Here is a 24,954-nt window from a genome sequence, read left to right as displayed (position 1 = left end):
CCCGGCCGGCGCGGGCGTCGCGGAACCCGTCATCCCATGTCCATCGCCCACGACCTAGGCTGGAGCGATGGTGGATGCGGTCGTCGTCGGCAGCGGGCCGAATGGTCTCGCCGCTGCAGTGACCCTCGCGCGCGCCGGCCTCGAGGTCGAGGTGCATGAGGCAGCCGACACCATCGGCGGCGGTCTGCGGACGCAGGAGCTGACCGAACCGGGCTTCCGTCACGACGTCTGCTCGGCGATCCACCCGATGGTCCTGACCTCACCGTTCTTCCGAGCGTGGAAGGCGACGGAGCGCGTCGACTACCTGATCCCGGAGGCCTCCTACGGGCACCCGCTCGATCGCGGCCGCGCCGGAATCGCCTACCGCGACCTCGACCGGACGGTGGGCACGCTCGGCGTCGACGGCATCGCGTGGCGGGAGCTGCTGCAGCCCGTCGTCGACCGCATGGAGGCCGTGACCGAGTTCACGCTGAACCCGCTGCTGCCCATCCCGAAGCGGCTGTTCGACGTCGTCCCGTTCGGCCTCCGGGTGCTCGAACAAGGATCCCCGGCCTGGCTGCGCCGCTTCGAGGGGACGGTCGCGCCCGGCATGCTCACGGGGGTCATGGCGCACACGATCACGAGGCTCCCCGGGCTCCCGGCGGCGGGCGCCGGACTCGTCCTCGCCGCGAACGCACACGCCGACGGCTGGCCGCTGCCCATCGGCGGAGCGCAGTCGCTCGCCGACGCCATGGTGGCCGACCTCGAGGCGCACGGCGGCCGCGTCGTCACCGGACACCGGGTCACCGCCGTCTCGGATCTGCCCCTGTCCGCAGCGGTCCTGTTCGACACCAGCCCGCGGGACATGGTCGCGGCGGTCGGGTCCCGGCTCCCCACCGACTACGTCCGTGCGCTCGATCGGTTCCGCTACGGCAACGCCGTCTTCAAGCTGGACCTCGCGGTCTCGGAGCCGATCCCCTGGACCAACCGGGCACTGCTCGACGCCCCCACCGTGCACCTCGGTGGGACAGCCGAGGAGATCGCCGCCTCCGAGAACGCGGTGGCCGCGGGTCGCCATCCGGATCGACCGTACGTGCTGCTGTCGCAGCCCTCGCTGTTCGACGCGAGTCGCGCGCCGGTGGGGAAGCACACGGTGTGGGCGTACTGCCACGTGCCGAAGGGCTCGCGGGTCGACATGTCCGAGGCGATCGTCGATCAGATCGAACGGTTCGCGCCGGGCTTCCGCGACACGATCATCGCTCAGGCGGGCCGCGACTCCGTCGTCGTCGAACGCGAGAACCCCAACGACATCGGTGGCGACATCTCCGGGGGCGAGCCGTCGCTGCGTCAGCTGCTGCGGCGCCCGGTGGTGCGTCGCGAACCGTGGCGGACGCCCGCGGCCGGGGTGTACCTCTGCTCGAGCTCGGCCGCGCCGGGGATGGGCGTGCACGGGATGGCGGGGTTCCTGGCGGCGGAGTCCGCCCTGCGGCATACCTTCCGCCTGCCGGTTCCGTCCCTCGCACCCTGACCCGCTGCCGACCCGCCCACCTGACCGGTCGCTGAGCGACCTCCCTGATCGGTCACTGAGCGACCGCCCTGATCGGTCACTGAGCCTGTCGAAGTGCGCCCTTCGACAAGCTCAGGGACCGGGAATGGTTGCGCCCTTCGACAAGCTCAGGGACCGGGGATGGTTGCGCCCTTCGACAAGCTCAGGGACCGGGGATGGTTGCGCCCTTCGACAAGCTCAGGGACCGGAAAAGACGTGGATCTGTGTTTCTCTGTGTTTGTGTGATACTTTCTTCGCACTGCAAGCCTGCAACACCGGAAACGAAGGTCAAGGACGACGCATGTACGCGACGGAGCGGCACGAGCACATCACCAGCCGGGTGAAGACGAGCGGACGGGTCTCCGTCGCCGACGTCTCCCGCGAGCTGGGCGTCACCGCTGAGACGATCCGCCGCGACCTCGACCAGCTCGAAACCTCCGGCGTCCTGCGCCGCGTCCACGGCGGCGCCGTCTCCGCAGCACGTGCCTCCGTCGCCGAGGCCAGCCTCGCCGATCGCCAGGGCCAGCGGAGCGACGCGAAGGCCACGATCGCCCGTGCGGCCCTCCGGCTCATCCCGGCCACGTTCAGCGGCTCGATCGTCATCGACGCCGGGACGACCACGGCCCACCTCGCCGACCTCCTCGTCACCTGGCGCCCGGCCACCGCCGGCCAGACGCTCACGGTCATCACCAACTCCGTGCCGATCGCCGCGACGCTCCACCACTGCGACCACGTCGAACTGCACCTCCTCGGCGGCCGCGTCCGTGGCATCACGAGCGCGGCGGTCGGCAGCACGACCGTCGACGAGCTCGGCCGCTTCCGCCCCGACATCGCCTTCGTCGGCGCCAACGGGGTCAGCGCCGACTTCGGCCTCAGCACGCCCGACGAACTCGAGGGTGCCGTGAAGTCGGCGATCGTCCGCGGTTCGCGACGGGCCGTCGTCCTCGCCGACGCCGCCAAGCTCGGCGAGGAGGCGCTCATCCGCTTCGCCGCCCTCGACGAGATCGACACCGTCATCACCGACGAGGTCGTTCCGACGACGCTCGGGGACGCCCTCGAGGCTGCGGGTGTCGAGGTGGTCGTAGCATGATCATCACCCTGACCGCCAACCCCTCGCTCGACCACACGGTGGAGCTCCCCGGTGTCGTCGAGCGCGGCGAAGTCCTCCGTGCCCTCGCCAGCCGGGAGCAGCCGGGCGGCAAGGGCGTCAACGTCTCGCGGGCGATCGCCGCCGCCGAGTTGGCGACCATCGCCGTCCTCCCCGGCGAATCGACCGACCCGATGATCGAGTCGCTCCGCGCGCAGGGCATCGACGTCCTCGCCGTCCCGACCGGGCAGCCCGTGCGCCGCAACATCACGCTGACCGAGCCAGACGGCACCACCACCAAGATCAACGAGCCGGGTCCGCTCCTCACCGAGGACGACGCTGCACGCCTCGTCGACGCGACCGCCCGTGCCGCCGCGAGTGCCGAATGGCTCGTCATCGCCGGTTCGCTGCCACCCGGGCTGCCGGCCGACTTCTACGCACGGATCGTCCGGGCCGCTCGCGCCCTCACCGACGGCACTCGCCCGCTCGTCGCCGTCGACAGCTCGGGGGAGCCGCTCGCCGCCCTCCTCGCCGCCTTCGCCGTCACCGGGGAACGCGTCGACCTCATCAAGCCGAACGGTGCCGAACTCGCCGAGCTCACCGGCACCGCGTCCGGCGACGAGATCGAGGCCGACCCGGCGCTCGCCGCAGCCGTCGCCGCGACGCTCGTCGGCACGACCGACGCCCCGGGCCCGGTCGCCGCCGTCCTCGTCACGCTCGGCTCCCGAGGAGCCGTCCTCGTGGAGGGTGACACCGCCTGGTCGGCCCCGGCCCCGAAGATCGTCGCGCGCAGCACCGTCGGTGCGGGGGACTCCTCCCTCGCCGGCTACCTGATCGCGCGAACCGCAGGTCACGCACCTGCAGCACGCCTCGCGCAGGCCGTCGCCCACGGAGCCGCAGCCGCGGCACTCCCGGGCAGCGACGTGCCGGCGCTCAGCGGGACGGACGCCGCCGCCATCGACGTCGCCCAGCTCCCGCAGCGGATCCCCTCCGCCCCCTGACCGCCCACCCTGGTCCCTGACCGCCCAACCCGGTCCCTGACCGCCCAACCCGGTCCCTGACCGCCCAACCCGGTCCCTGACCGCCCACCCCGGTCCCTAACCCCCCACCCCGGTCCCTGAGCTTGTCGAAGGGCCGCCCCGACCACCCGAAGCACCAGCATCCGTTTCGAAGGAGAACCCAGATGTCCACCCCACTCATCACCCCAGGGCTCGTCGCCCTCGACGCCGACCTCGGCACCGATCGCGCGGGTGTCATCCGCGCGCTCGCCGAGCTCGTCGTCCGCGCCGGCCGTGCCACCGACACCGAGGCCCTCTTCGCCGATGCCTGGGCGCGGGAGAGCAAGACCGACACCGGCATCCCCGGCGGCATCGCGATCCCGCACTGCCGTTCAGCCGCCGTCACCGAGCCGACGCTCGCGATGGCCCGCGTCTCGCCGCTCGTCGACTTCGGTTCCGACGACGGCCCGGCCGACCTCCTCTTCTTCATCGCGGCTCCGGACGGCGCCGACCAGGCGCACCTCGCCCTCCTGTCGAAGCTCGCCCGCTCGCTCATCAAGCCCGAGTTCGTGACCTCGCTGCGTGAGGCGCCCGACGCCGCCGCGGTGGTCGCCCTCGTCGATGGTGCACTCAGCGATGCACCCAAGCCGGCGTCGGCTCCCGCAGCCGAGCGTGCCGCGACGGCTCCCGTCGAGGCCGGCGACCAGGCCGCACGGCCCGTGCTCATCGCGGTCACCTCGTGTGCAACGGGCATCGCCCACACCTACATGGCAGCCGACTCGCTCGCCGCCACCGCCAAACGCCTCGGTGTCGAGCTGCACGTCGAGACGCAGGGCGCCTCCGGTGCGACCCCGCTGCCCGCCGACGTCGTCGCAAAGGCGCAGGCGGTCATCTTCGCCGTCGACGTGGACGTCCGCGACGTCACCCGCTTCGCCGGCAAGCCCGTCATCAAGGCTCCCGTGAAGCGCGGCATCGACGCGCCGGAACAGCTCATCAACGACGCGGTCGCCGCGATCTCGAACCCGAACGCCCCGCGGGTCGCCGCAGCGGCCGGTGACGCCTCCGCGTCGACGTCGGACAAGAAGGACGCCAACGTCGGTCAGTCGATCAAGCGCTGGCTGCTCACCGGCGTCAGCTACATGATCCCGTTCGTCGCGGGTGGCGGTCTGCTCATCGCCCTCGGCTTCCTCCTCGGTGGATACAACATCACCGAGAACGCCGGCAAGATCATCGTCGAGAACAGCCTCGTGAACCTCCCGGCGGGCGGCCTCGGCACCTACCTGGGTGCGGTCGCGTTCTCGATCGGTGCCGCGTCGATGGGCTTCCTCGTCCCGGCCCTCGCGGGCTTCATCGCCTTCGCGATCGCCGACCGACCGGGCATCGCGCCCGGGTTCGTCGCCGGCGCCGTCGCCCTCCTCATGAGCGCCGGCTTCCTCGGCGGACTCGTGGGTGGTCTGCTCGCCGGTGGCGTCGCCTACGGCCTCGGTCGACTCAACGTGCCGCGGTGGCTGCGTGGGCTGATGCCCGTCGTGATCATCCCGCTGATCGGCTCGATCGTCGCGTCCGGCCTCATGATCCTCGTCCTCGGCGGCCCGATCGCCGCGCTCATGAACGGCCTCAACTCGTGGCTGTCCGGTCTCACCGGCGTCTCCGCCATCCTGCTCGGGGTCATCCTCGGCACGATGATGGCGTTCGACCTCGGCGGTCCGGTCAACAAGGTCGCGTACTCGTTCGCCGTCGCCGGTCTCGGTGCGGGCACGCTCGCCAACCAGGCACCGTGGCAGATCATGGCCGCCGTGATGGCCGCCGGCATGGTGCCGCCGCTCGCGATGGCACTCGCCTCGACCGTCCTCAGCCGTCGTTCGTTCACCGCGGTCGAGCGGGAGAACGGTAAGGCAGCCTGGCTGCTCGGCGCCGCGTTCATCAGCGAGGGTGCGATCCCGTTCGCCGCGGCCGACCTGTTCCGCGTCATCCCGGCGTCGATCCTCGGTGGTGCCGCCACCGGTGCGCTCATCATGGCGACCGGCGTCACCTCGCAGGCACCGCACGGTGGCATCTTCGTGTTCTTCGCCATCGGCAACATCGGGATGTTCATCCTGTCGGTCGCCGTCGGCACGGTCATCACCGCCGTCGCCGTCATCCTGCTCAAGCGGTTCGCCCGTCGTCGTCCGGTGGACGGCGCCGACACGGCGGCCCCCGCGGTCACCACCGAGCCCGCTGCCGTCTGATCCGTACCCGTCCGATCCACAGCCTGACCTGATCCACTGGTCCGGCCGGCACCAACCGAACCGCAGAAGGAGCATCATCATGGCCGAACGCCAAGCCACCATCGCCAGCCGCGTCGGGCTGCACGCCCGACCCGCCAAGCTCTTCATCGAGACGGTCAAGCGCCAGCCGGTGCCCGTCACGATCGAGCTGGGCGACTCGGGCCCGCTCGACGCCTCGAGCATCCTCACGATCATGAGCCTCGGCGCCACCAACGGCGACGTCGTCACCCTCCGCGCTGAGGGCGAGGGCGCCGACGAGGCGCTCGCCGAGCTCGCCGGTCTCCTCGAGACGGACCTCGACGCCGAGTAGCCACCCTGCACCACGAAGCCCCGCCGCCCGAGTCATCTCGGACGGCGGGGCTTCGTCGTGGGCCCTTCGACAGGCTCAGGGAGCGGGTCTCTCCGCGGGAAGGGCTCCGGTCACTGAGCTTGTCGAAGTGTCTTCGGGGAACCGTTTCGTGTCGTGCGTGGTTGCTCGTGGGCCCTTCGACAGGCTCAGGGAGCGTGGAACCGTTCCGGTCACTGAGCTTGTCGAAGTGTCCTCGGGGAACCGTTTCGTGTCGTGCGTGGAACCGTTCCGGTCGCTGAGCTTGTCGAAGTGTCCTCGGGGACCGCTCGCCTGCGGACACGCGACGAACCCCGCCACCCGCGACGACGGGTGACGGGGTTCGTCAGGAGCGACCTACTCGGCGGAGCGGCGGCGACGCGCGAGCAGCACCGACGCGAAGCCGACGAGGCCGAGGAGCAGCGCGACGAGCCCGATGCTCGACACGTCCACACCCGTGCGCGACAGCGAGTCGGTTCCGGCAGCCGAACCGCCCGAGGGCGAGCTCGTGCCGTCACCACCGCCGACCGCGCCACCGCCGGAGCCCGTGCCGGGACCGGTCCCGGGGTTCGTCCCCGGGTCGGTGCCGGGATCGGTCCCCGGGTCCACCGCGGCGGCGAGCACCGTCACCGGCGTGGACGTCGTCTCCACCGGCGCGAAGCCATCGGCGGAGACCGTGACCCGCACCGCGAGCGCTGCACCAGCACTGCCGGTGGGCGGCGTGAACGTCGCCGTGTCGGCACCGTCCACGACCTCGTCGTCGAGCAGCCACGCGTAGACCACTGCCGCGTCCTCCGGGTCCACGACGACCGCCGCGGTCGTCGGCACGCCCTCGCGGGCCACGCTCGACAGCGTCGCGGTCGCGACCGCCGTCCGGGCGAAGGTGATGGTCGTCGACTGCGTGGTGACGCCGTCAGCCGCCGTCACCGTGATGACGACACCGTCGGTCGCGTCAGCCGCAGCACGGGCCGCAGCCGCGGGTGCTGCTTCGAGCGGCTCGATCGTCACCGTCGCGTCGCGGTCGGCCGGGATGGCGTCGACCACCGGGTCGGCGGACCCTGCCAGCGGCACCTCGTACTCGAGGACGCCTGCATCGAAGCCCTCGACCGGCGTGCCGTTCACCCGCAGCGCGGCGAGGCTCGCCTCGGTCGCGACCGACGGTGCGAGCGCGTAGATCTCGACCTCCGAGACGACCAGGTGGGTGTTCGCGTACGCCGTCATCACGATGCGCACCGCACTCGTCGTGACGCCACCGAGGTCGACGTCGACGACCGGAGCCGTCCCATCGGTCGGGACCGGCACGGCGACCGCCCCACCCGGAGCGTCGATCCACGCGCCGTCGGCGTCGCGGAACTGCACGGTCAGTGCACTCGGCCAGCTGTTGGTGCTCCCGTCCTTGTAGGCGTAGAAGGTGACGTGCTCGATCGTGTGCTCACCGCCGAGCTCGTAGCTCAGCGTGTCGCTCGCCGGCTTGTTCGACGAGCGCCAGTTCGACCAGCCCTTGTCGTTCCGCACACCGTTCTTCGTGTTGCTCGCGGGATAGCCGGACTCGGTGGACGTCGCGCTCGCGACGGTCGTGGCGTCCGGTGCGATGTTCCGCTCGCCGGGCGCCGTGACGATGATCGACAGGAGCGCGTCGATCGGTGCCGCGGCCGGATCGTTCGAGGCAGCCGCGCCGCGCACCTGCACCACACCGGTGTCGGCGAGGTCGGCGTCGTCGAGGGTGCTGAAGTCCCACGTGACGGGCGTGTCGAAGCGGTTGACGCTCGCCCCGATCTGCGCCGGGACCGTCGTCGGTGCCGCAGCGATGACGGCGCTCGCCGGGGACCCTGCGGCGACCGTCAGGGAGACCGGTTCGGTGGTCGTGAAGCCGCCGATGTCGACGGTGGCCTGTGCGGTGAACGCCGCACCCCACCCGTCGGTGCCGGAACCGTTCACGACGATCGTGCCCGGCGTGTTCCAGTCCACGGCCGAGGTGTCCCAGGTGACCGGCACCGGCGCGCCCTGGACCGCGCCGTACAGCGGCACCACGGTCGCGGGCAGCGCCGCCGGAACGCCGGCGACGGTCTGCACCGTGACCGGTTGCACACCCGTGAGGGCGGTGTCGACGAAGTTCCAGGTCTGGTTCGCGCCGTTGTTCGACTGGTAGACGCCGACGGCGGCGCCCGTCGTGGTGGACTGCCCGCCGACCTCGAGGGCCTGGCTGGTGCCGACGTTCACGAGGCTCCATTCGGAGCCGTTGGTCGTCGTCGGGATCCACTGCAGCGATGGGTCGGCCGCAGCCTGTTCACGCGTCGCAGCGACGAGCGAGGTGCCGGCGGAGTTCGCGGAGAGGAGTGCCCCGGACGAGCTGCGGACGGCGTAGCGGTCGGTGTTCGTGCCGCCGCCCGAGAGTCGCTCGGCGGTCCACACCTGTGCGGCACCGGTCGTGGCGTCGGAGGCACGCGGAGTGATCGTGCCGGCCGGGACGGTCCCGGTCGTGGCTGCGGCGGTGAACGCCTTCGCGCTCTGCTTGCCGACGAGCTGGTAGGCGTGTCCGTCCTGGAACGGCGCCGCGTCGGCTGCGACACCGGTCGCACCGTCGACGAGGAAGGTGGTGACCGACTTCGCCGGGACCGTGAGCGTCGCCTGCTTGGTCACCGGGTCGATCGACACGGCGTCGCCCTGCACGAGTGCGTTGGCGGTGACGTCGTCCGCGGGGGACTCCGTCGTCACGATCGGCGTGACCGTCGCGCCGGGAGCGATGTCCGCGAACTTCGACAGGTCGATGGTGATCGTCCGAGCCGAGGTCGACGGGTTGGCGTGCACGAGGGTCGCACCGGTGCCGTCGGCACGGAGCGCCGTGGTGGTCTGCGCGTCGGTGGACGGGATGAGGTGGTCACCGGGCTGCACGTAGTGGGTGAAGTTGCGGAGCGTGTTGTACTTCGCGTTCGTCTTCACAGAGCAGCTCGGGTCGGCGTCACCGTCGGCGATGCGTCGCTCGGAGTCGCCCTCGGCGTTGCAGTCGAAGTCGATGAGGACGCTGCCCCAGTTGAGCTTCTCGACCTTCTCCATGTTGTAGAGGTCCTCGACGGGCTGCCAGAGCACCCACGCGGTCGGCTCCAGGTTGCGGAGGTCGTCGATGAGGTGCGTCGCCATACCGATGCCGTTGTCGATGTTCGTGAGGTTGTGCTTGCCGCTGGAGTCCCAGTTGCCCTCGACCTCGCTCATCCACAGCGGCTTCCCGGCGGTCTTCGCGATGTCGCGCGCGACGACGCTGCCGCCCTGGCCGTAGCTGTGGACGTTGAGCTGCGTGACGAGGTCCTTGGCGGTCTGCGACCAGCCGTTCCAGTTCGTCGCGAAGATGCCGGGGTTCGTCTCGTCCATGGCCGCGATGACGGCTTCGGTCGAGGTGCCCTCGGCGGCGAGGCGCTCGGCGAGGGCCTTGATGACGGTGTCCTGCATGGCCGGGCCGATGTGCGCACCCTCCTGGCGTCCGCCCTTCGGCCAACCGGTGGCCTCGTCGATCTGGGTGCCCCAGTAGTTCGTGTTCGGCTCGTTGAAGGGGTCGATGGTGTCGAAGTCGATGCCCGTGTCGGCCTCGAGGTGGTCGACGACAGTGGTGAGGTACGCGACGAAGTCGTCGACGCTCTCCGGCTTCAGCTGCTCGTCGGCGGCGTTGAAGTTGCCTGACGCGTAACCGCTCTCGGTCATGAAGTACGGCGGGGAGTTGCTGAACGCCTCCCACTTGGTGATCTTGTCCTTGAGCGCCGTGAGCCACCAGCGCTGGGTCTCATCGGCGTCGAAGTCGTAGGAGGCCGGGTCGTCGGCGTCCCAGGCGGCGGCGTAGCGGTCGCGGTCGGCGTAGTCGGAGGTGATGGGGCCGTCGGCGTCGCTCGCGGCGAGGTCCGGGTTCCACCAGCCGTCGACCGCGCCGCCGGCCCGCAGGTAGGGCGGGACGTCGCTCGCGTTGCCGCCACCGATGTTGTAGCGCGCGATGTTGAGGTTGAGGCCGTCCTCGCCGAACACCTTGTCGAACAGGTCCTGGCGGACGTCAGCGGGGTAGTCGCCGGTCGCGTTGGCGAACCAGACGAGGCTCGTGCCCCAGCCCTCGAACGCCTCGTTCTGGTAGGCCGGGTTGGGGGTGATGGTGAGGGGCGTGCTCTCCGCGGCGGCCGCAGGTGCGGCGTCCACGGTGGCGAGTGCTGGTGCGATCGCGGCGATGCCGAGGGCGACGGCGACGGTCGCTCCGATCGTTCGTCGGCGGACTGGTGACGGCAGTGTCATCGGTGGTTCCTTCGTTGGAGGCCGTGGTGCAGGGGATGTTCACGTGAACATCCGACGGCGTCGAACCGCCGTGTTCACGTCAACATTTCCGACGAGTATGGGCGACCCCTCGCTCGGGTGTCAAGGCGGGCCCGGTCATTGCAGCCCCATTCCGGTCCGTTCCGGCTGAGGCCCCTGTGCCGGTCACTGGGGCCCCTGCGCAGGTCACTGGGCCCCTACGCCGGTCACTGGGGCCCCTGCGCAGGTCACTGGGGCCCCTACGCCGGTCACTGAGCCTGTCGAAGTGCGGGCGTGGGCATTTCGACAGGCTCAATGACCGGGGATTTGTTCGCCGAGCTGGTCGAGGTGTCGCCGTGGGCATTTCGACAGGCTCAATGATCGGATCAGGAGCCCGGCCAGCTCAGACCGCGGGCGGGGGAGCGGTGCTCGCGCGGACGACGAGGGACGTCGGCGTGAGGGGCTCAGTGGAGAGCTGCGGGCCCTCCTCGATCTCGCGGAGGAGCGTGGTGATCGCCCGGCGTCCGATCTCGTCGAAGTCCTGATGCACCGTCGTGAGCGGCGGCCAGAACGAGTCCGATTCCGGGGTGTCGTCGAAGCCGACGACGCTGATCGACTCCGGCACGGCACGGCCGCGCTCGTGCAGGGCGCGGAGGAGTCCGAGTGCCATCTGGTCGTTCGAGGCGAACACGGCCGTGATCTCCGGCCGCTCGGCGATCTCGAGGCCGATCTCGTACCCCGAGGTCGTCGACCAGTCGCCACGGAACGCGGGCGGCGGCGTGATCCCGGCCTCGCGCAGCGTGTTGGCCCAGCTCTGCTCGCGACGAGCCGCCGAGTACGAGGTGCGGGGGCCGGCGATGTGCCAGACGCCCTGGTGCCCGAGGTCGAGGAGGTGCTGAGTGGCGAGCGCCGCGCCCTGCGCCTGGTCGTTGTCGACGACCGGGTAGTCGGTGCGTGCCGCGGAGTCGATGACGACGACCGGGAGACCTGCGGGGAGTTCGACGTCGGCGCCGTCGACGATGTGCGACTCGATGACGATGATGAGGCCGTCGACGTCCTGCTCGCGGAGGCTGTCGAGTGCGACCGCGACGTCGCGTTGCGTCGGGTACTCGACGGGGACGACCGTCACTGAGTAGCCGGCCCGTGCGGCCTGGACCGTGATCGCGTCGAGGGTGCGCATGTTGCCGTAGGAGGAGAGCGTGAACATCGTGATCCCGATGCTGCGGGTTCGCCCGGATCGCAGGGCGCGAGCGGCCTTGTTCGGGCGGTAGCCGAGCTCGTTCATGGCCTCCAGCACGCGGTCGCGGGTGCCGTCGTCGACGTTGGTCAGCCCGTTCGCGACGCGGGAGACGGTCTGGGAGGAGACGCCGGCGTGCGCCGCGACGTCCGCCATCGACGGTGCTCGCCTGGCGCGGCCAGGCGCTCTCCGGGTGGTGTCCGTCATGGTCTCCCTATCGTCGCATCCATCCTTGCATGTTGACGTGAACATGCTATGGTACCGATCAGATGTTGACGTAAACATCCACCGCGATCCCACCCCCGCACGGCTCCACCGCACGACGGTTCCGCCCGAATCCCAGCAAGGAAGCTGCCCATGACCACCACGACCGCTCGCACCGGCCGGCCACCAGCGGTCCGTGTCCACCGACGCGACCGCCGGGATTGGAAGGGCTGGGCGTTCATCGCCCCCTTCATGATCGTCTTCGCGCTGATGATCATCGCGCCGCTCGTCTATGCGCTCTACCTCAGCTTCTTCCAGGAGAAGCTCATCGGCGGCAACGCCTTCGTCGGTTTCGAGAACTACGCCCAGGTGCTCCAGGACCCCAAGTTCTGGGAGCCGTTCGGTCGCGTCGCACTGTTCTTCGTCGTGCAGGTGCCGATCATGCTCGCCCTGTCGCTCACCGCCGCGCTCGCGCTCGACAGCGCCAGGCTCCACGGCGCCGCCTTCTTCCGCATCGCGCTCTTCCTGCCGTACGCCGTCCCGGGCGTCGTCGCGGCGCTCATCTGGGGTTTCATCTACGGCGACCAGTTCGGTCTCGCCGGCAGCTTCAACGACCTCGTCGGTGCCCAGATCCTCGAGCCGTTCAGCTCCCAGGCCGTCCTCGCCTCCATCGGCAACATCGTGACGTGGGAGTTCATGGGCTACAACATGCTCATCTTCTACGCCGCCCTCCGCGTCGTGCCCGGCGAGATCTACGAGGCTGCCGAGATCGACGGGGCCGGACAGTTCCGCACCGTCTTCAGCATCAAGATCCCCGCCCTCCGCGGAGCGCTCGTCATCGCGACGATCTTCTCCGTCATCGGCTCCTTCCAGCTCTTCAACGAGCCGAACCTGCTGAAAAACCTCGCGCCCAACGTGATCACGAGCAACTTCACCCCGAACATGTACGCCTACAACCTGTCCTTCGCCGGTCAGCAGTTCAACCTCGCGGCGACGGTCGCGATCATCATGGGCGTCATCACCGCCGTCATCGCCTACGTCGTGCAGGTGCGCGGCTCCCGACAGGAGAACAGCTGATGGCCACCGTCTCGAACCCGACCGTCCGCCCGCAGACCGTGTCGACCCGGACCGCCCGCAACCCGCGCGCCTTCGACCGGCCCACCCGGAAGCGCCACGACCCGCGCCGCAAGCGCTCGATCGTCCTCACGATCGTCATGGCCGTCTTCCTCATCTACTCGGTCGTCCCGATCCTGTGGCTCGTCATCAACGCGACGAAGTCCCAGCCCGACCTCTTCACCTCCTTCGGCCTCTGGTTCGGCGACGGCGGGTTCAACCTCTGGCAGAACATCGTCGACACGCTCACCTACCGCGACGGGCAGTTCGTCGGCTGGTTCGGCAACACACTGCTCTACGTGGTGGTCGGTGCCGGTGGGGCGACGCTCCTCGCGACGATCGGCGGCTACGGCCTCGCCAAGTTCCGGTTCCCGGGCAAGCGCGCCGTGTTCGCGATCATCCTCGGCTCCATCGCGGTGCCGGGCACAGCGCTCGCCGTCCCGACGTTCCTGATGTTCAGCCAGCTCGGCCTGACGAACACGCCGTGGGCGGTCATCCTGCCCTCGCTCGTCAGTCCCTTCGGCCTGTACCTCATCTGGACGTACGCGGTGGACGCGGTCCCGACCGAGCTGCTCGAGGCCGCCCGCATGGACGGCGCGGGGGAGTTCCGCACCTTCTTCACGATCTCGCTGCGACTCCTCGGCCCCGGCATCGTCACGGTGCTCCTCTTCGCGATCGTCGCGACCTGGAACAACTACTTCCTGCCGCTCATCATGCTGTCGGAGCCGACCTGGTATCCGCTCACCGTCGGCCTCAGCCAGTGGAGCGCCCAGGCCACCGGTGTCGCCGCGCAGCCGATCTTCAACCTCGTGATCACCGGATCGCTCCTGACCATCGTCCCGATCGTCATCGCGTTCCTCTTCCTGCAGCGCTTCTGGCAGTCCGGCCTGAGTGCCGGCAGCGTCAAGGGCTGATCCCCGCCGTTCCCAACCCGCACCACCCGCATCACCTCCTCCTCCCAACGCAGTGAAAGGAAACACCCATGAAGCGCATCTCACCGTCTCGCACGGTTCTGCGCCGCGCGGCCACGGCGGCCGTCGCGTCCGCGATGATCGGAGCCTCGCTCGTCGCCTGCTCGTCCGGCGGCGGCAGCACCGCCTCTGGCGACGCCAAGGACATCGAATCCGCCCTCGAAGCCGGTGGCGAGATCACCTACTGGTCCTGGACGCCCTCCGCCGAGGCGCAGGTCGCCGCGTTCGAGAAGGCCTACCCCAAGGTCAAGGTCAACCTCGTCAACGCCGGCACCAACACCACCGAGTACACGAAGCTGCAGAACGCGATCAAGGCCGGTAAGGGTGCCCCCGACGTCGCGCAGGTCGAGTACTACGCCATCCCGCAGTTCGCGCTCAGCGACTCCCTCGTCGACCTCAACGCCTACGGCTTCGGCGACCTGAAGGACGACTACAGCCCCGGCCCGTGGAGCTCCGTCAACATCGGCGACGGCCTCTACGCCCTCCCGCAGGACTCCGGCCCCATGGCCATGTTCTACAACAAGACGGTGTTCGACCAGTACGGCATCGCCGTGCCGACCACCTGGGACGAGTACATCGCGGCAGCCGCACAGCTGCACACGGCCGACCCGTCGAAGTACATCACCAACGACTCCGGTGACTCCGGCTTCGCGACCAGCATGATCTGGCAGGCCGGTGGACGTCCGTTCACCGCCGACGGCACCAAGGTGAGCGTCAACCTCGCCGATGAGGGCTCCAAGAAGTGGGCCGACACCTGGAACCAGCTCGTCGAGGGCGACCTGCTCTCCGAGGTCCCGGGGTGGAGCGACGACTGGTACAAGTCGCTCGGCAACGGCAGCATCGCGACGCTCATCACGGGCGCCTGGATGCCCGGCGTGCTCGAGTCGTCCGTCGCCGAGGCCTCCGGTCAGTGGCGCGTCGCACCGATCCCGACCTACGACGGCAAGCCCGCCAACGCCGAGAACGGTGGCGGTGGCCAGGTCGTGCTGAAGCAGAGCAAGAACCCGGCGCTCGCCGCGGGCTTCCTCAAGTGGCTGAACAACGACGAGGACAGCGTCAAGGTCTTCCTCGACAACGGCGGCTTCCCGGCGACGACCGCCGACCTCAACTCCGACGAGTTCCTCTCCGCAGCTCCCGAGTACTTCGGTGGCCAGAAGATCAACGAGGTCCTCGTGCAGGGTGCGAAGGACGTGTCGACCGGTTGGCAGTACCTGCCGTACCAGGTCTACGCGAACAGCATCTTCGCCGACACCGTCGGACAGTCCTACGCGAACAAGGCCGACCTGAACGACGGTCTCGCCGACTGGCAGAAGCAGCTCGTCGAGTACGGCAACACGCAGGGTTTCACGGTCACCGAGAAGTAGCCGAACGGCACCTGTAGCACCAGCACCATCGACCGCGGCCGGTCGGAGGGTCCTCCGGGATCCGCTCCGGCCGGCCGTGGTCGCTCCATCCGCACCCCTTCATCACGGAGCCCCAGCATGCCCACCTTCTCCATCGGCGACGACGACTTCCTGCTCGACGGTCAGCCGTTCCGGATCATCTCCGGAGCCCTCCACTACTTCCGGGTGCACCCCGAGCAGTGGGCGGACCGCATCGCGAAGGCGAAGCTCATGGGCCTCAACACCATCGAGACCTACGTCGCGTGGAACCAGCACAGCCCCGAGCGCGGCGTGTTCGACACCACGGGCGTGAACGACCTCGAACGCTTCCTCGGCCTCGTCGCCGACGCCGGCATGTACGCGATCGTGCGTCCCGGCCCCTACATCTGCGCCGAGTGGGACAACGGCGGCCTCCCCGGCTGGCTGCTGCACGACCCCGAGCTCGGCCTCCGTCGCAGCGAGCCGCGCTACCTGGCCGCCGTCCGCGAGTACTTCGAGGCGCTGTTGCCGATCGTCGCCCCGCTGCAGATCGACCGCGGCGGTCCCGTCATCCTCGTGCAGGTCGAGAACGAGTACGGCGCCTACGGCGACGACCACGACTACCTCCGCACACTGACCGACTGGACCCGCGAGCTCGGCATCACCGTGCCGCTGACGACCGTCGACCAGCCCACGGCCCAGATGCTCGAGGACGGCAGCATCCCCGAACTCCACAAGACCGGCTCCTTCGGCAGCCGCTCGCTCGAACGCCTCGCGACCCTGCGGGAACACCAGCCGACCGGGCCGCTCATGTGCTCCGAGTTCTGGGACGGCTGGTTCGACCACTGGGGCGAGCACCACCACACGACGCCCATCGCGGAGACGGCGGCGGACCTCGACGCCCTCCTCGCTGCCGGCGCGTCCGTGAACATCTACATGTTCCACGGCGGCACGAACTTCGGGTTCACCGGTGGCGCGAACGACAAGGGCCAGTACCGCTCGCACGTCACCTCCTACGACTACGACGCGCCCCTCGACGAGGCCGGCCACCCGACGGAGAAGTTCTTCGCCTTCCGCGACGTGATCGCGAAGTACGCCGAGGTGCCGACGGAGATCCCACCGGCGGCGACGGACGCCCCGGCGTTCACCGCGTCGTTCGAGCAGGAGGTCCCGTTCGCGGACGTGGCCGACGAGATCGCGCCGCTCCAGGCGTTCGACCGGATCCCGACGATGGACGAACTCGGAGCGTTCAGCGGTCTGGCGCGGTACCGGGCGTCGCTCGGTGGACGCGGCGGGGTGCTCCGGTTCACCGAGGTGCGCGACCGCGTGGTCGTCTCCGTCGACGGCGTGCCGGTCGGTGCACTCACCCGCGAGTTCAAGGAGCGCTCCATCGTCATCCCGGCGGGTGAGACGCTCGAACTCCTCCTCGAGAACCAGGGCCGTGTCAACTACGGCAAGCGCCTGGGGGAGCCGAAGGGGATCATCGGGCCCGTGTCGCTCGACGGCGTGGAACTCACGTCGTGGGGCATCGCCCCCGTGGCCCTCGACCGCCTCGACGCCGTCGTCGACGCCGCAGCCACGCGCACGTCCGGCGCCACGATCAGCGGTGCCGGGCCGGTCCTCCTCACCGCCACCGTCACGCTCGACGCGCCCACCGACCTGTTCCTCGACACCGCAGCCTGGGGCAAGGGGCTCGTCTGGGTGAACGGCTTCCTGCTCGGCCGCTACTGGTCGCGGGGGCCGCAGCACACGCTGTACGTCCCCGGCGGCCAGCTCCGTGCCGGGGAGAACCGCTTCACGGTGTTCGAGTTCCATGCGCTCACGACGCCGACGCTCTCCTTCCTCGCCCGCCCCTCGCTCGGCCCGACCGAGTTCTAGCCGCCCACGATCCGGTCGGCGTCGCCCGCACAGACGCGGCGCCGACCGCACCACCCGTTCCCTGACCTTGTCGAAGGGTCACAGGTCCGTTCCCCGCCCTTCGACAGGCTCAGGGACCGATCCAAACGCCAGCACCTCCACCCCTGTCCCTGACCTCGACCCCGGTCCCTGACCTCAACCCCGGTCCCTGAGCTTGTCGAAGGGCCGCAGCACCTGAGCACCACCTCCGCAGCACCCCACGATGACGTGAAAGGACGCCGCAGCATGCGACGAGCGACGAGACGACCCGACCGATCGACACCGGATGGAGGTGCCGCCGTCCTGCGGCGGGGTGGTCTCGCCGCAGGCCTCCTGACGGTCGCCATCGTCGGCACCACCACTCTGACGGCGGGGAGCGCGGCCGCTGCCGAGGCGCCCGCGGCGGCCCTGCTCAGCTGGGGCGACCCGGCGGCTCCCGCGGAGCTCGTCGGCACTCCGGTCACCGGTGTCGCCGCCGGTCTCGGCCACGCCGTGGCGCTCGGCGCGGACGGCACCGTGCTCGCGTGGGGCGCCGACGGCTTCGGCCAGTCGACCGTCCCGAGCTTCACCGGAACGATCACCCAGGTCGCGGCCGGCACGAACCACTCGCTCGCGCTCGCCGCCGACGGCACCGTCACCGCCTGGGGCCGCGATGCCGACGGCCAGGCCACGGTCCCGGCAGGCCTCGACCGGGTCCTGCGCATCGCCGCCGGCGGACCGAACTCGGCCGCCGTCCGCGCCGACGGCACGCTCGCGCTCTGGGGTGACGACGCATTCGGACAGAACGACCTCCCGACCGCGCTCGACGGTGCACGCGTGACCGACGTCGCGATCGGATCCGGCTTCACCGTCGCCCTCACCGACGACGGTGACGTCGTCCCCTGGGGCCGGAGCGACGCCGGGCAGCTCGAGCTCCCGACGGCGCTCGCGGACGAGGACGTCGTGCAGCTCGCCGCCGGCACCGACCACGCGCTCGCCCTCGCCGACGACGGCACCGTCCTCGCCTGGGGCGCGGACGGCTCCGGCCAGACCGAGGTGCCGGTGTCCCTCGACGGGGTCGACGTCGTCCGTGTCTTCGCGGGTCCGTACCTGTCCGGGGCGATCGCCGCCGACGGATCGGTCACGGTCTGGGGTGCCGACGACGCCCGTTCGGCGCTGCCCGACGGTCTGCTCGCGGCCGGTGTCGCGCTCGGCGAGGCGGGTGCCGTCGCCGCGGCCGGTGCAGTCCCCGTCGCCGGTGGCACGAACGGCGGCCCAGGCAACACCGTCGACTCCCTGCCCGGCGGCACCGATCCCGGAACCGGGCCGGGCGGCGAGCCCGGGGCGGACCCGGGGGCCGGTCAGCCGGGCTCGGGCACGAATGCAGGCGGTGCCGGTGGGCTCGCCGTGTCGGGTGTCTCGATCGCCGCCGCGGTGATCGTGGCTGCGGTACTCCTGCTCGCGGGTGCCCTGCTCATCCTCCGCCGTCGTCGGGTCGTGGCCTCGAGCGCCGCCGAAGGCGCCTCCTCCAGCGGCGGTGTCGGACGCAGTGGCGTCGCGGGCGCGGTCGTCCTCGCGCTCGGGCTCTCCGGCGCACTCGTCACGGCGGACGCACCACGCGCCGAGGCCGCACCGAGCTACCCGAGCCCGACGGTCGACGAACTCGTCGCCAACGACTTCGTCCTCTACTTCGCGAACGCCGGCAGCACGGTGACCGACGCGGTCTCCGCCGGCGACCACATCGGGCTGTACCAGTCACGCACCGACCAGTCCTACGGGGTCGACGCCGCCACCGGCGCGTCCTGGGGATTCGTCGCCGACGCGAACAGCAACCCGACGGCGAACAGCTCCTCCGGGACCGAGAAGACCGCCTCCCTCCGGTACGACGCGCCGCCCGCGGGCAGCTCGCTCCCGACGCGGTCGGTCGACTACGCCTTCGACCTCCCGGCCGGCGAGTACGAGGTCACCCTCGGGTTCAACCTGCCGAGCGGGTGGGCGGCACGACCGCTCGACCTCAAGGCCGAGGGCGAGACGCTCGCCCAGGTCACCGCGACGGCCGGTGCGCTCCTCGAGCAGCAGCTCACGGTGAGCGTCGACGACGGGACCCTCGACCTCGAGGTCCACAGCCCGGCGGGTCGGACCAACACCTACACCGACCCCGCGGTGAACTCCATCGTCGTCCGAGCACCGCACACGGCGTCCACCGAGGTGCTCGCAGCGAAGATCCGAGCCGTCACGCTCGACGAGGGGCAGCGCGCCGGCTACGTCGCCGACTCGCTCGCCGTCCTCGACGCGGCGATCGCCGACGCCCAGGCGCTCGTGGACGCCGGGTCGACCGACAGTGCTGCGCTCACCGCCGCCTACGACGCGCTCGGTGCCGCACGCACCGCACTCCGGCCGATCGTCACCTACGACTCGTTCCGCCCGGGCCAGGCCTGGGTGGACGACCAGGGCAACCCGATCCAGGCGCACGGCGGGCAGGTCGTGCCGTCGACGGACGCCGACGGCCAGCCGATCTACTACTGGTACGGCGAAGACCGGTGGAACGGCTACGCGAGCAGCCGCGGGGTGCACGTGTACTCCTCGCGCGACCTCTACAACTGGACCGACGAAGGTCTGGCGTTGCAGGCCCTGTCGACCGCCGACCAGCTCACGACCGATCCTGCCGCAGCCGAGCTGTACGCCGACTACACGGCCCGGCAACGCGCGGCGGTCGTCCGCGACCTCCTGACGGTCCCGAGCGACCCGGCCGTCCCCGCAGCGATCCTCGAGCGGCCGAAGGTCATGTACAACGCCGCAACCGAACAGTGGGTCATGTGGATCCACACCGACGGCCCGAGCGCGACGTCCGACGCGCAGTACGCGAAGGCGACCGCCGGCGTCGCGGTCTCCGACTCACCGACCGGCCCGTTCCGCTACGTGGACAGCTACCGCCTGAACGTCGCGCCGGAGGGCGAGCCCAACTACCAGCCCGACAGCCCCGGCATGGCCCGCGACATGAACCTCTTCACCGACGTCGACGGCACCGGCTACATCATCTACGCGAGCGAGGAGAACCTGACCCTCTTCATCTCCAAGCTGTCGTCGAACTTCATGTTCCTGTCGGCACCCGTCGACCGCGCCGTGAAGGGCGAGGACTTCACCCGCACCTACATCGGTGGGCAGCGCGAGGCCCCGGCGGTGTTCGTCTACGACGGCACGTACTACCTCATCACCTCGGGCGCGACCGGCTGGAACCCCAACCCGGCCAAGTACGCCACCGCCGACTCGATGCTGGGGGAGTGGACCGACCACGGTAACCCGGTGAGCGGCTCCGGTGCGTCGACGACCCACGGCAGCCAGAGCACGTCCGTGATCCCCATCGACGCGGCCGCCGGCAAGTTCATCTACATGGGTGACCGCTGGACGCCGTCCGACCTCCGCAACGCGCCGGCCGTCTGGCTCCCGCTCGAGTTCGGCGACGACGGATCCCTGTCCCTGAAGTGGTACGACGAGTGGACGCTCGCGGACCTCGAGGGGAAGGGCAAGGTCGCGGTCGACATCGACGTGCCGACGACCGTCCGACTCGGTGATGCGAGCACCCTGCCGAGCGAGGCGCAGGTCACGGAGGGCGGCACGACGACCACCCGGACGATCACCTGGGACACCGCTGCGCTCGCCGTCCCCGGTCCGGTCTCGCTCACCGGCGCGGTGGAGGGCGTGTCCCGCCCGGTGACCCGGCAGGTGACGGTCGTCCCGAAGGACCTCGTCTACCTCGTCGACGCCGGGGGATCGGCGTCGCCCGAGTACGACGCGATCCGCTCGGTGGCGGACGCCGACGGCACCCTGCTCAACTCGACGTCCGACCGGACGCTCGGGGCCGACGCGGCCACCGGCGCGAACTGGGGCGTCGTCGGCGCGGAGACGGGCACGACCGACGGGCCGTTCTCGGAGTCGCTCCGCTACGTCGCGAGTTCCGCGACCGACCGCACCTTGGAGTACGCGTTCGACTCCCTCGACGCGGGGAGCTACGACGTGTACGTCGGGCTGTACGACCCGTGGTCGCAGTGGGTGGACAACCGGCGCGCGGACATCGGGGCGAACGGTGCGACGCTGCTCAGCGCGCAACCGATCACCGGCACTCCGACGGTGGCGACGCTGTCGTCCGTGCAGCCGGACGCGGACGGCCGCCTGTCGATCACCCTCGATCCGGTCGGTTCGGGCGGCGGCACCGACGTGCAGCTCTCCTGGATCATGATCGTCCGACGCTGACTCCACGTCCCCTCGCGCGTGCCCGGGCGAGGGGACGAACGTCCGCCATCCGGCCACGGGGCGGTTCAGCGGGGCGGTTCCTCCCACTGGAAGGTGTGGATGATCGCGTCGACGAGCGTCACGAGCACCTCGACCGTCGACGGCGGGAGGCGTTCGTCGCCGACCCGGCCGAGCACCGTCGCGCTGACGATGAGCGCGAGCTCGCGTTCGCGTTCCGGCGAGACCGGGATGAAGTAGTCGACTCGGATGAGGTCGGCGGTCGTGCCGGCTTCGTCGGTCTGTTCCCGGCGCACCCGGAGGTGGCGGGTCACGGGCAGCTCGCCGATGAGGTCGGCGCGGCGTTCGGAGCGATCAGCGCCTCCCTCCGCCGACGCCCATCCGGTGGGGAGCCCGCCGGATGCGTACTCCGACCGTTCCTCGGCACCGGGCCGGGCGATCACGATGTTCGCCGGGATGATGGCGCCGGCACGAGGGGCGACCGGCAGCAGGATGTCGACGCCGCCGCTCGCGACGGTTCGACCGCGGAGCGAACGCAACTGTTGGCGGAGGGCGGGGCGGAGCTTGGCGAGGGCGGCCCGTCCGGCGGTGGGTCCGTCGTCCGGAACCAGTCTGGTGACGGCGGCCTCCACGCTCTCCGAAGCAGCCAGATAGCCCCAACCGGCCGGGAGGACGAACCGGTAGCGACGAGCAACGCTCACGAGACCACCCCGCGGTGACGAGCGGCCGAGCGCTCGGCGAGGTACGCGAACCCCTGGCCGACGATGATGCACCCGATGCCGATCCAGACCGCCGTGCTGAGGTCGTGCGGCCATGCGGCGTCGAGCGGGCGTGCGTCGGCGACCCGCAGGCAGATGAGGATCGCCGCCAGCTGCAGGCCACTGATCACGCTTGCGAACGCTTGCGCGGTGCGTCGGTGTCGAGCCCACCAGGACAACTCGATGGAGGCCACCAGGAACAGGACGGGCACGACCAGGTACCAGACCGGCGACGGCGTCCAGGGGACGGACCCCGCGCTGGAGAACGCGAGCGGCACGACGCAGCCGACGAGCCAGCCGACGATCGTCAGGCCGAGGAGGGCGAGGGCGAGCTGTGTCCGCCGCGGAACCGCTCGGACGCCCGCGCCGCTCGGATGGGAGGGTCGCGTCGAACTCACGAGTCGACGACCTGCTCGTCGACCTGCAACGCCCGTGCCAGCGCATCGAACTCGGGCCGCAGGCGCTCCATCAACCCGAGGTCGAAGTCGGCGTAGTACATCGACACCCAGCAGGTGGGGAGGGTCCAGCCGTACGAGCGCACTGCGGAGAGCGTCCGGTCGGCGTTCCGCTGGTGCATGATCGCCGTGATGCCCTCGCCGAGGTGGAGCGACACGAACGGTTCGACGACCGGTGGGCCCTCGAGACCCGGGGTGTCGAGCTGCATGAACTGCTCGAGACTCCGGTACGTCCCCACGCGGCTGTCGTGCACCTCGATGCGGGCGATGCGCGCCGGGCGGCTGAGGTCCGGGGCGTAGGCAACCGTCCAATGAGCGCCGACGCTGTCCCGGCTCCTCGACATCTCGATGAGGTCGTCGCGGAGCGCGGCTCGTTTCACGAAGGCGAACCCTGACCGGCGTGCGACACGCTTCGCCGCGGCGTCCGCCCAGCCCCGCGGGTCGGTGAACCCCTCGTAGGGCCAGGCGTGCGGAACCCAGATCCAGCGGTCGAGGTCGACGCCGTCGAGGCGAACGGTGATCACGGACGGGGTCGGCGCGGTCATCCCTGACCGTCCGTGCCCGTGCCCGTGCCAGTGCCGGTGTCCGGCACGGTCGGGTTCGCCGGGCCGTAGGTCTGACCGCCGGGGACGACCGGCGAGGAGCCCGGCAGGGTGAGCGGGTACGGGCTGACCGTCGGCGGCGGCTGTACACCGGTCCCATTGCCGCCACCACCGAACACGGTCGACGGCGTGCCGAAGTCGGGCACCAACGGGTCGAGGCGGTACTCGTCCGGCGGCACGTACTGCGAGTCGCCGGGGTGCCATCCCTCCTGGTGGGCGTTCGGCGCCTGGTCGTTCGGGGTGAGGTCGGGCAGCAGGGACGGCGTTCCCGCGGTGATGTTCTGACCTGCCTCCAGCCCGACCGAGGCGAAGATGTCCACCTGGTTGTCGAGGTAGAACTCGACGGCGGCCTTCTGCGTCTCGCCACCACGCCCGGCGGCGTCGATGAAGCGGTTGGTGGTCGGCGTCGTGCCGGAGATGCGGGGCGCGCCGGCGAGCGAGCCTGGCCCGGTCGTCGGCACGTCCATGTTGCGGAGGGCCTTCGCGATCGGGCCCTTGAGGAACTTCGAGAAGGGGAGGAGTCCGATCGCGTCCCACATCAACTGGTTCTCGAGGCCCTTCTCTCCCGCCAGCATCGCGCCGCCGGTCATCAGGCCCATGAGTCCGGCGATGCCGACACCCGCTGCACCGATCACGGCGACTCCCGCGACGACGAAGGCGGGGAGCCCGATACCCGCGGTCCCGATCGTCGCGAGGACGAGGCCGACGATCGCGACGACGGCGACGACTCCGACGATGACCATGCCGACCACCGAGAGGACGTCGTAGAGGCCCTTCCCCCAGTCGTCCCACCAGGTGTCGTTCATGCCGTCGCCGTCGACGGTCGTGGTGATCATCGAGGCGGCGGTGCGTCCGGCGTTCTCGGCGCGGATCTGGGCGTTCTCGAGGTCCACCTGGGCCTGCCCCTGCGCGATGCGGGCCTCTTCCAGTCGATACCAGGCGGTGTCGGAGGCGGCCCTCGTCTCCGCGGCGTCGGTGGCAGCCGGATCGTGGGCCGCCGTGTCCGCGGCCTCCCACTTCGGCAGGTAGTCGCTGTTCGCGCTCGCGTGCTCGGTCTCCGCGGCCTCCGCCGCGGCGATCGCGTCGCGCTCGGTCTGCTGGGCTGCCTCGAGCTCGTCGGCGTAGAACGTGAGCGCCTCGTGGACCGCGCGGTAGCGGGGCTCCGTGAGCGCGATGTTCTCCCCGAGGTACTGCGCGTTGTCGTGGTACTCGATGACCGCGATGCTCGTCTGTTCGCCCAGTTCCAGCGACTGCAGCTGCGAGGAGGCCTCGACGATGGTGTCGGCGATCCCGCCGTAGGTGGTCGCCCAGGTGCGGATGGAACCGGGGTCGCCGGGGATCGGGCTCATCCTTCGTCTCCGTCTCCGCCGGCGGCTGCGGCCTGGTCGGCCTCCCAGCCTTCGAAGTGGTCGGCGATCGCCGTGCCCATCCCGTTCAGGGTGGTGATCGCCTCCGAGAACTCCGAGCGCCTGGTGTCCCAGCCGCTCGAGAACTCCTGGAGGGTCCGGGCGAGGAGCTCGTGGGGGATCACGTCGGCGGCCGACGCGGTGTGCTTCTCCGCGGCGTCGAACTCGCTCTGGATGACGGTGAGGTTGGCTGTCGTGTCCCTGATGAGGGCCGTGTCGACCGTGAACTGTTCCATCTGGTCCTCTCTGGTGGCGCTGA

17 protein-coding genes are annotated in these 24,954 nt (G+C 70.5%); 10 read left to right on the top strand and 7 right to left on the bottom strand.

What is annotated here, in order from left to right:
* Positions 1-67 precede the first annotated feature (67 nt).
* From EAO79_RS18420 to EAO79_RS18400, 5 genes are all read left to right on the top strand, one after another.
* Positions 68-1,507, top strand: a complete 1,440-nt coding sequence (locus EAO79_RS18420) for an NAD(P)/FAD-dependent oxidoreductase (protein ID WP_124769914.1) — start codon at positions 68-70, stop codon at positions 1,505-1,507.
* A 319-nt stretch (positions 1,508-1,826) separates the two neighbouring features.
* Positions 1,827-2,615 carry a DeoR/GlpR family DNA-binding transcription regulator gene (locus EAO79_RS18415; RefSeq protein WP_085512485.1) on the top strand — a complete coding sequence of 263 codons (789 nt, stop codon included), beginning with the start codon at positions 1,827-1,829 and terminating at the stop codon, positions 2,613-2,615.
* Entirely contained in the window at positions 2,612-3,613 is a 1,002-nt protein-coding gene (locus EAO79_RS18410) for a 1-phosphofructokinase family hexose kinase (protein WP_124769913.1), read from the top strand. Before EAO79_RS18415 ends, EAO79_RS18410 begins: the two co-directional genes overlap by 4 nt.
* A gap of 182 nt (positions 3,614-3,795) precedes the next feature.
* A complete protein-coding gene (locus EAO79_RS18405; RefSeq protein ID WP_124769912.1) occupies positions 3,796-5,838 on the top strand; it encodes a fructose-specific PTS transporter subunit EIIC in 2,043 nt (680 codons plus the stop codon).
* A gap of 79 nt (positions 5,839-5,917) precedes the next feature.
* Complete coding sequence (locus tag EAO79_RS18400) at positions 5,918-6,187, top strand: HPr family phosphocarrier protein (protein ID WP_056014456.1); 270 nt, start codon at positions 5,918-5,920, stop codon at positions 6,185-6,187.
* A gap of 372 nt (positions 6,188-6,559) precedes the next feature.
* Here EAO79_RS18400 and EAO79_RS18395 read toward each other — a convergent pair whose 3' ends face one another.
* Both EAO79_RS18395 and EAO79_RS18390 read right to left on the bottom strand, forming a co-directional pair.
* Positions 6,560-10,468 carry a glycoside hydrolase gene (locus EAO79_RS18395; RefSeq protein WP_124769911.1) on the bottom strand — a complete coding sequence of 1,303 codons (3,909 nt, stop codon included), beginning with the start codon at positions 10,466-10,468 and terminating at the stop codon, positions 6,560-6,562.
* Positions 10,469-10,868: 400 nt separating this feature from the next.
* Positions 10,869-11,909, bottom strand: coding sequence for a LacI family DNA-binding transcriptional regulator (locus tag EAO79_RS18390; protein WP_241160932.1), 1,041 nt, complete (start codon positions 11,907-11,909; stop codon positions 10,869-10,871).
* Positions 11,910-12,059: 150 nt separating this feature from the next.
* Here EAO79_RS18390 and EAO79_RS18385 point away from each other — a divergent pair, with 150 nt between their 5' ends.
* From EAO79_RS18385 to EAO79_RS18365, 5 genes are all read left to right on the top strand, one after another.
* The gene (locus EAO79_RS18385) at positions 12,060-12,983 is read left to right on the top strand and encodes a carbohydrate ABC transporter permease (RefSeq protein ID WP_064296050.1); all 924 of its coding nucleotides are present in this window, start codon (positions 12,060-12,062) and stop codon (positions 12,981-12,983) included.
* On the top strand, positions 12,983-13,933 hold the full coding sequence (locus tag EAO79_RS18380) for a carbohydrate ABC transporter permease (RefSeq protein ID WP_064296051.1): 951 nt from the start codon (positions 12,983-12,985) through the stop codon (positions 13,931-13,933). The genes EAO79_RS18385 and EAO79_RS18380 overlap by 1 nt, the downstream gene beginning before the upstream one ends.
* Before the next feature lie 68 nt (positions 13,934-14,001).
* A complete protein-coding gene (locus EAO79_RS18375; protein ID WP_124769910.1) occupies positions 14,002-15,354 on the top strand; it encodes a sugar ABC transporter substrate-binding protein in 1,353 nt (450 codons plus the stop codon).
* Positions 15,355-15,471: 117 nt separating this feature from the next.
* The gene (locus tag EAO79_RS18370; protein ID WP_124769909.1) at positions 15,472-17,229 is read left to right on the top strand and encodes a glycoside hydrolase family 35 protein; all 1,758 of its coding nucleotides are present in this window, start codon (positions 15,472-15,474) and stop codon (positions 17,227-17,229) included.
* A gap of 264 nt (positions 17,230-17,493) precedes the next feature.
* Positions 17,494-21,477 carry a family 43 glycosylhydrolase gene (locus EAO79_RS18365; RefSeq protein ID WP_124769908.1) on the top strand — a complete coding sequence of 1,328 codons (3,984 nt, stop codon included), beginning with the start codon at positions 17,494-17,496 and terminating at the stop codon, positions 21,475-21,477.
* A gap of 65 nt (positions 21,478-21,542) precedes the next feature.
* On the opposite strand, the gene EAO79_RS18360 is transcribed toward EAO79_RS18365, so the two are convergent.
* Genes EAO79_RS18360 through EAO79_RS18340 form a run of 5 tightly spaced genes read right to left on the bottom strand, consistent with a single transcriptional unit; the run spans position 21,543 to position 24,931 of the window.
* Positions 21,543-22,175, bottom strand: a complete 633-nt coding sequence (locus tag EAO79_RS18360; protein WP_124769907.1) for a hypothetical protein — start codon at positions 22,173-22,175, stop codon at positions 21,543-21,545.
* Positions 22,172-22,630 carry a hypothetical protein gene (locus EAO79_RS18355; RefSeq protein ID WP_124769906.1) on the bottom strand — a complete coding sequence of 153 codons (459 nt, stop codon included), beginning with the start codon at positions 22,628-22,630 and terminating at the stop codon, positions 22,172-22,174. Before EAO79_RS18355 ends, EAO79_RS18360 begins: the two co-directional genes overlap by 4 nt.
* The gene (locus EAO79_RS18350) at positions 22,627-23,232 is read right to left on the bottom strand and encodes a hypothetical protein (protein ID WP_124769905.1); all 606 of its coding nucleotides are present in this window, start codon (positions 23,230-23,232) and stop codon (positions 22,627-22,629) included. The genes EAO79_RS18355 and EAO79_RS18350 overlap by 4 nt, the downstream gene beginning before the upstream one ends.
* Positions 23,229-24,638 (bottom strand): hypothetical protein, encoded by a 1,410-nt coding sequence (locus EAO79_RS18345; RefSeq protein ID WP_124769904.1) that lies wholly within the window; start codon positions 24,636-24,638, stop codon positions 23,229-23,231. Before EAO79_RS18345 ends, EAO79_RS18350 begins: the two co-directional genes overlap by 4 nt.
* Positions 24,635-24,931, bottom strand: a complete 297-nt coding sequence (locus EAO79_RS18340) for a hypothetical protein (RefSeq protein WP_124769903.1) — start codon at positions 24,929-24,931, stop codon at positions 24,635-24,637. The genes EAO79_RS18345 and EAO79_RS18340 overlap by 4 nt, the downstream gene beginning before the upstream one ends.
* Positions 24,932-24,954: the final 23 nt, after the last annotated feature.

The organism is Plantibacter sp. PA-3-X8, from assembly GCF_003856975.1.
Lineage (GTDB): Bacteria > Actinomycetota > Actinomycetes > Actinomycetales > Microbacteriaceae > Plantibacter > Plantibacter auratus.
Note: the sequence above shows the minus strand (reverse complement) of the source record. Positions and strands in the feature narration are given on the sequence as shown.

Coding starts and splice junctions, on each gene's coding strand:
- EAO79_RS18420 (WP_124769914.1), top strand. CDS start 68: ATGGTGGATGCGGTCGTCGTCGGCAGCGGGCCGAATGGTCTCGCCGCT.
- EAO79_RS18415 (WP_085512485.1), top strand. CDS start 1,827: ATGTACGCGACGGAGCGGCACGAGCACATCACCAGCCGGGTGAAGACG.
- EAO79_RS18410 (WP_124769913.1), top strand. CDS start 2,612: ATGATCATCACCCTGACCGCCAACCCCTCGCTCGACCACACGGTGGAG.
- EAO79_RS18405 (WP_124769912.1), top strand. CDS start 3,796: ATGTCCACCCCACTCATCACCCCAGGGCTCGTCGCCCTCGACGCCGAC.
- EAO79_RS18400 (WP_056014456.1), top strand. CDS start 5,918: ATGGCCGAACGCCAAGCCACCATCGCCAGCCGCGTCGGGCTGCACGCC.
- EAO79_RS18395 (WP_124769911.1), bottom strand. CDS start 10,468: ATGACACTGCCGTCACCAGTCCGCCGACGAACGATCGGAGCGACCGTC.
- EAO79_RS18390 (WP_241160932.1), bottom strand. CDS start 11,909: ATGACGGACACCACCCGGAGAGCGCCTGGCCGCGCCAGGCGAGCACCG.
- EAO79_RS18385 (WP_064296050.1), top strand. CDS start 12,060: ATGACCACCACGACCGCTCGCACCGGCCGGCCACCAGCGGTCCGTGTC.
- EAO79_RS18380 (WP_064296051.1), top strand. CDS start 12,983: ATGGCCACCGTCTCGAACCCGACCGTCCGCCCGCAGACCGTGTCGACC.
- EAO79_RS18375 (WP_124769910.1), top strand. CDS start 14,002: ATGAAGCGCATCTCACCGTCTCGCACGGTTCTGCGCCGCGCGGCCACG.
- EAO79_RS18370 (WP_124769909.1), top strand. CDS start 15,472: ATGCCCACCTTCTCCATCGGCGACGACGACTTCCTGCTCGACGGTCAG.
- EAO79_RS18365 (WP_124769908.1), top strand. CDS start 17,494: ATGCGACGAGCGACGAGACGACCCGACCGATCGACACCGGATGGAGGT.
- EAO79_RS18350 (WP_124769905.1), bottom strand. CDS start 23,232: ATGACCGCGCCGACCCCGTCCGTGATCACCGTTCGCCTCGACGGCGTC.
- EAO79_RS18345 (WP_124769904.1), bottom strand. CDS start 24,638: ATGAGCCCGATCCCCGGCGACCCCGGTTCCATCCGCACCTGGGCGACC.
- EAO79_RS18340 (WP_124769903.1), bottom strand. CDS start 24,931: ATGGAACAGTTCACGGTCGACACGGCCCTCATCAGGGACACGACAGCC.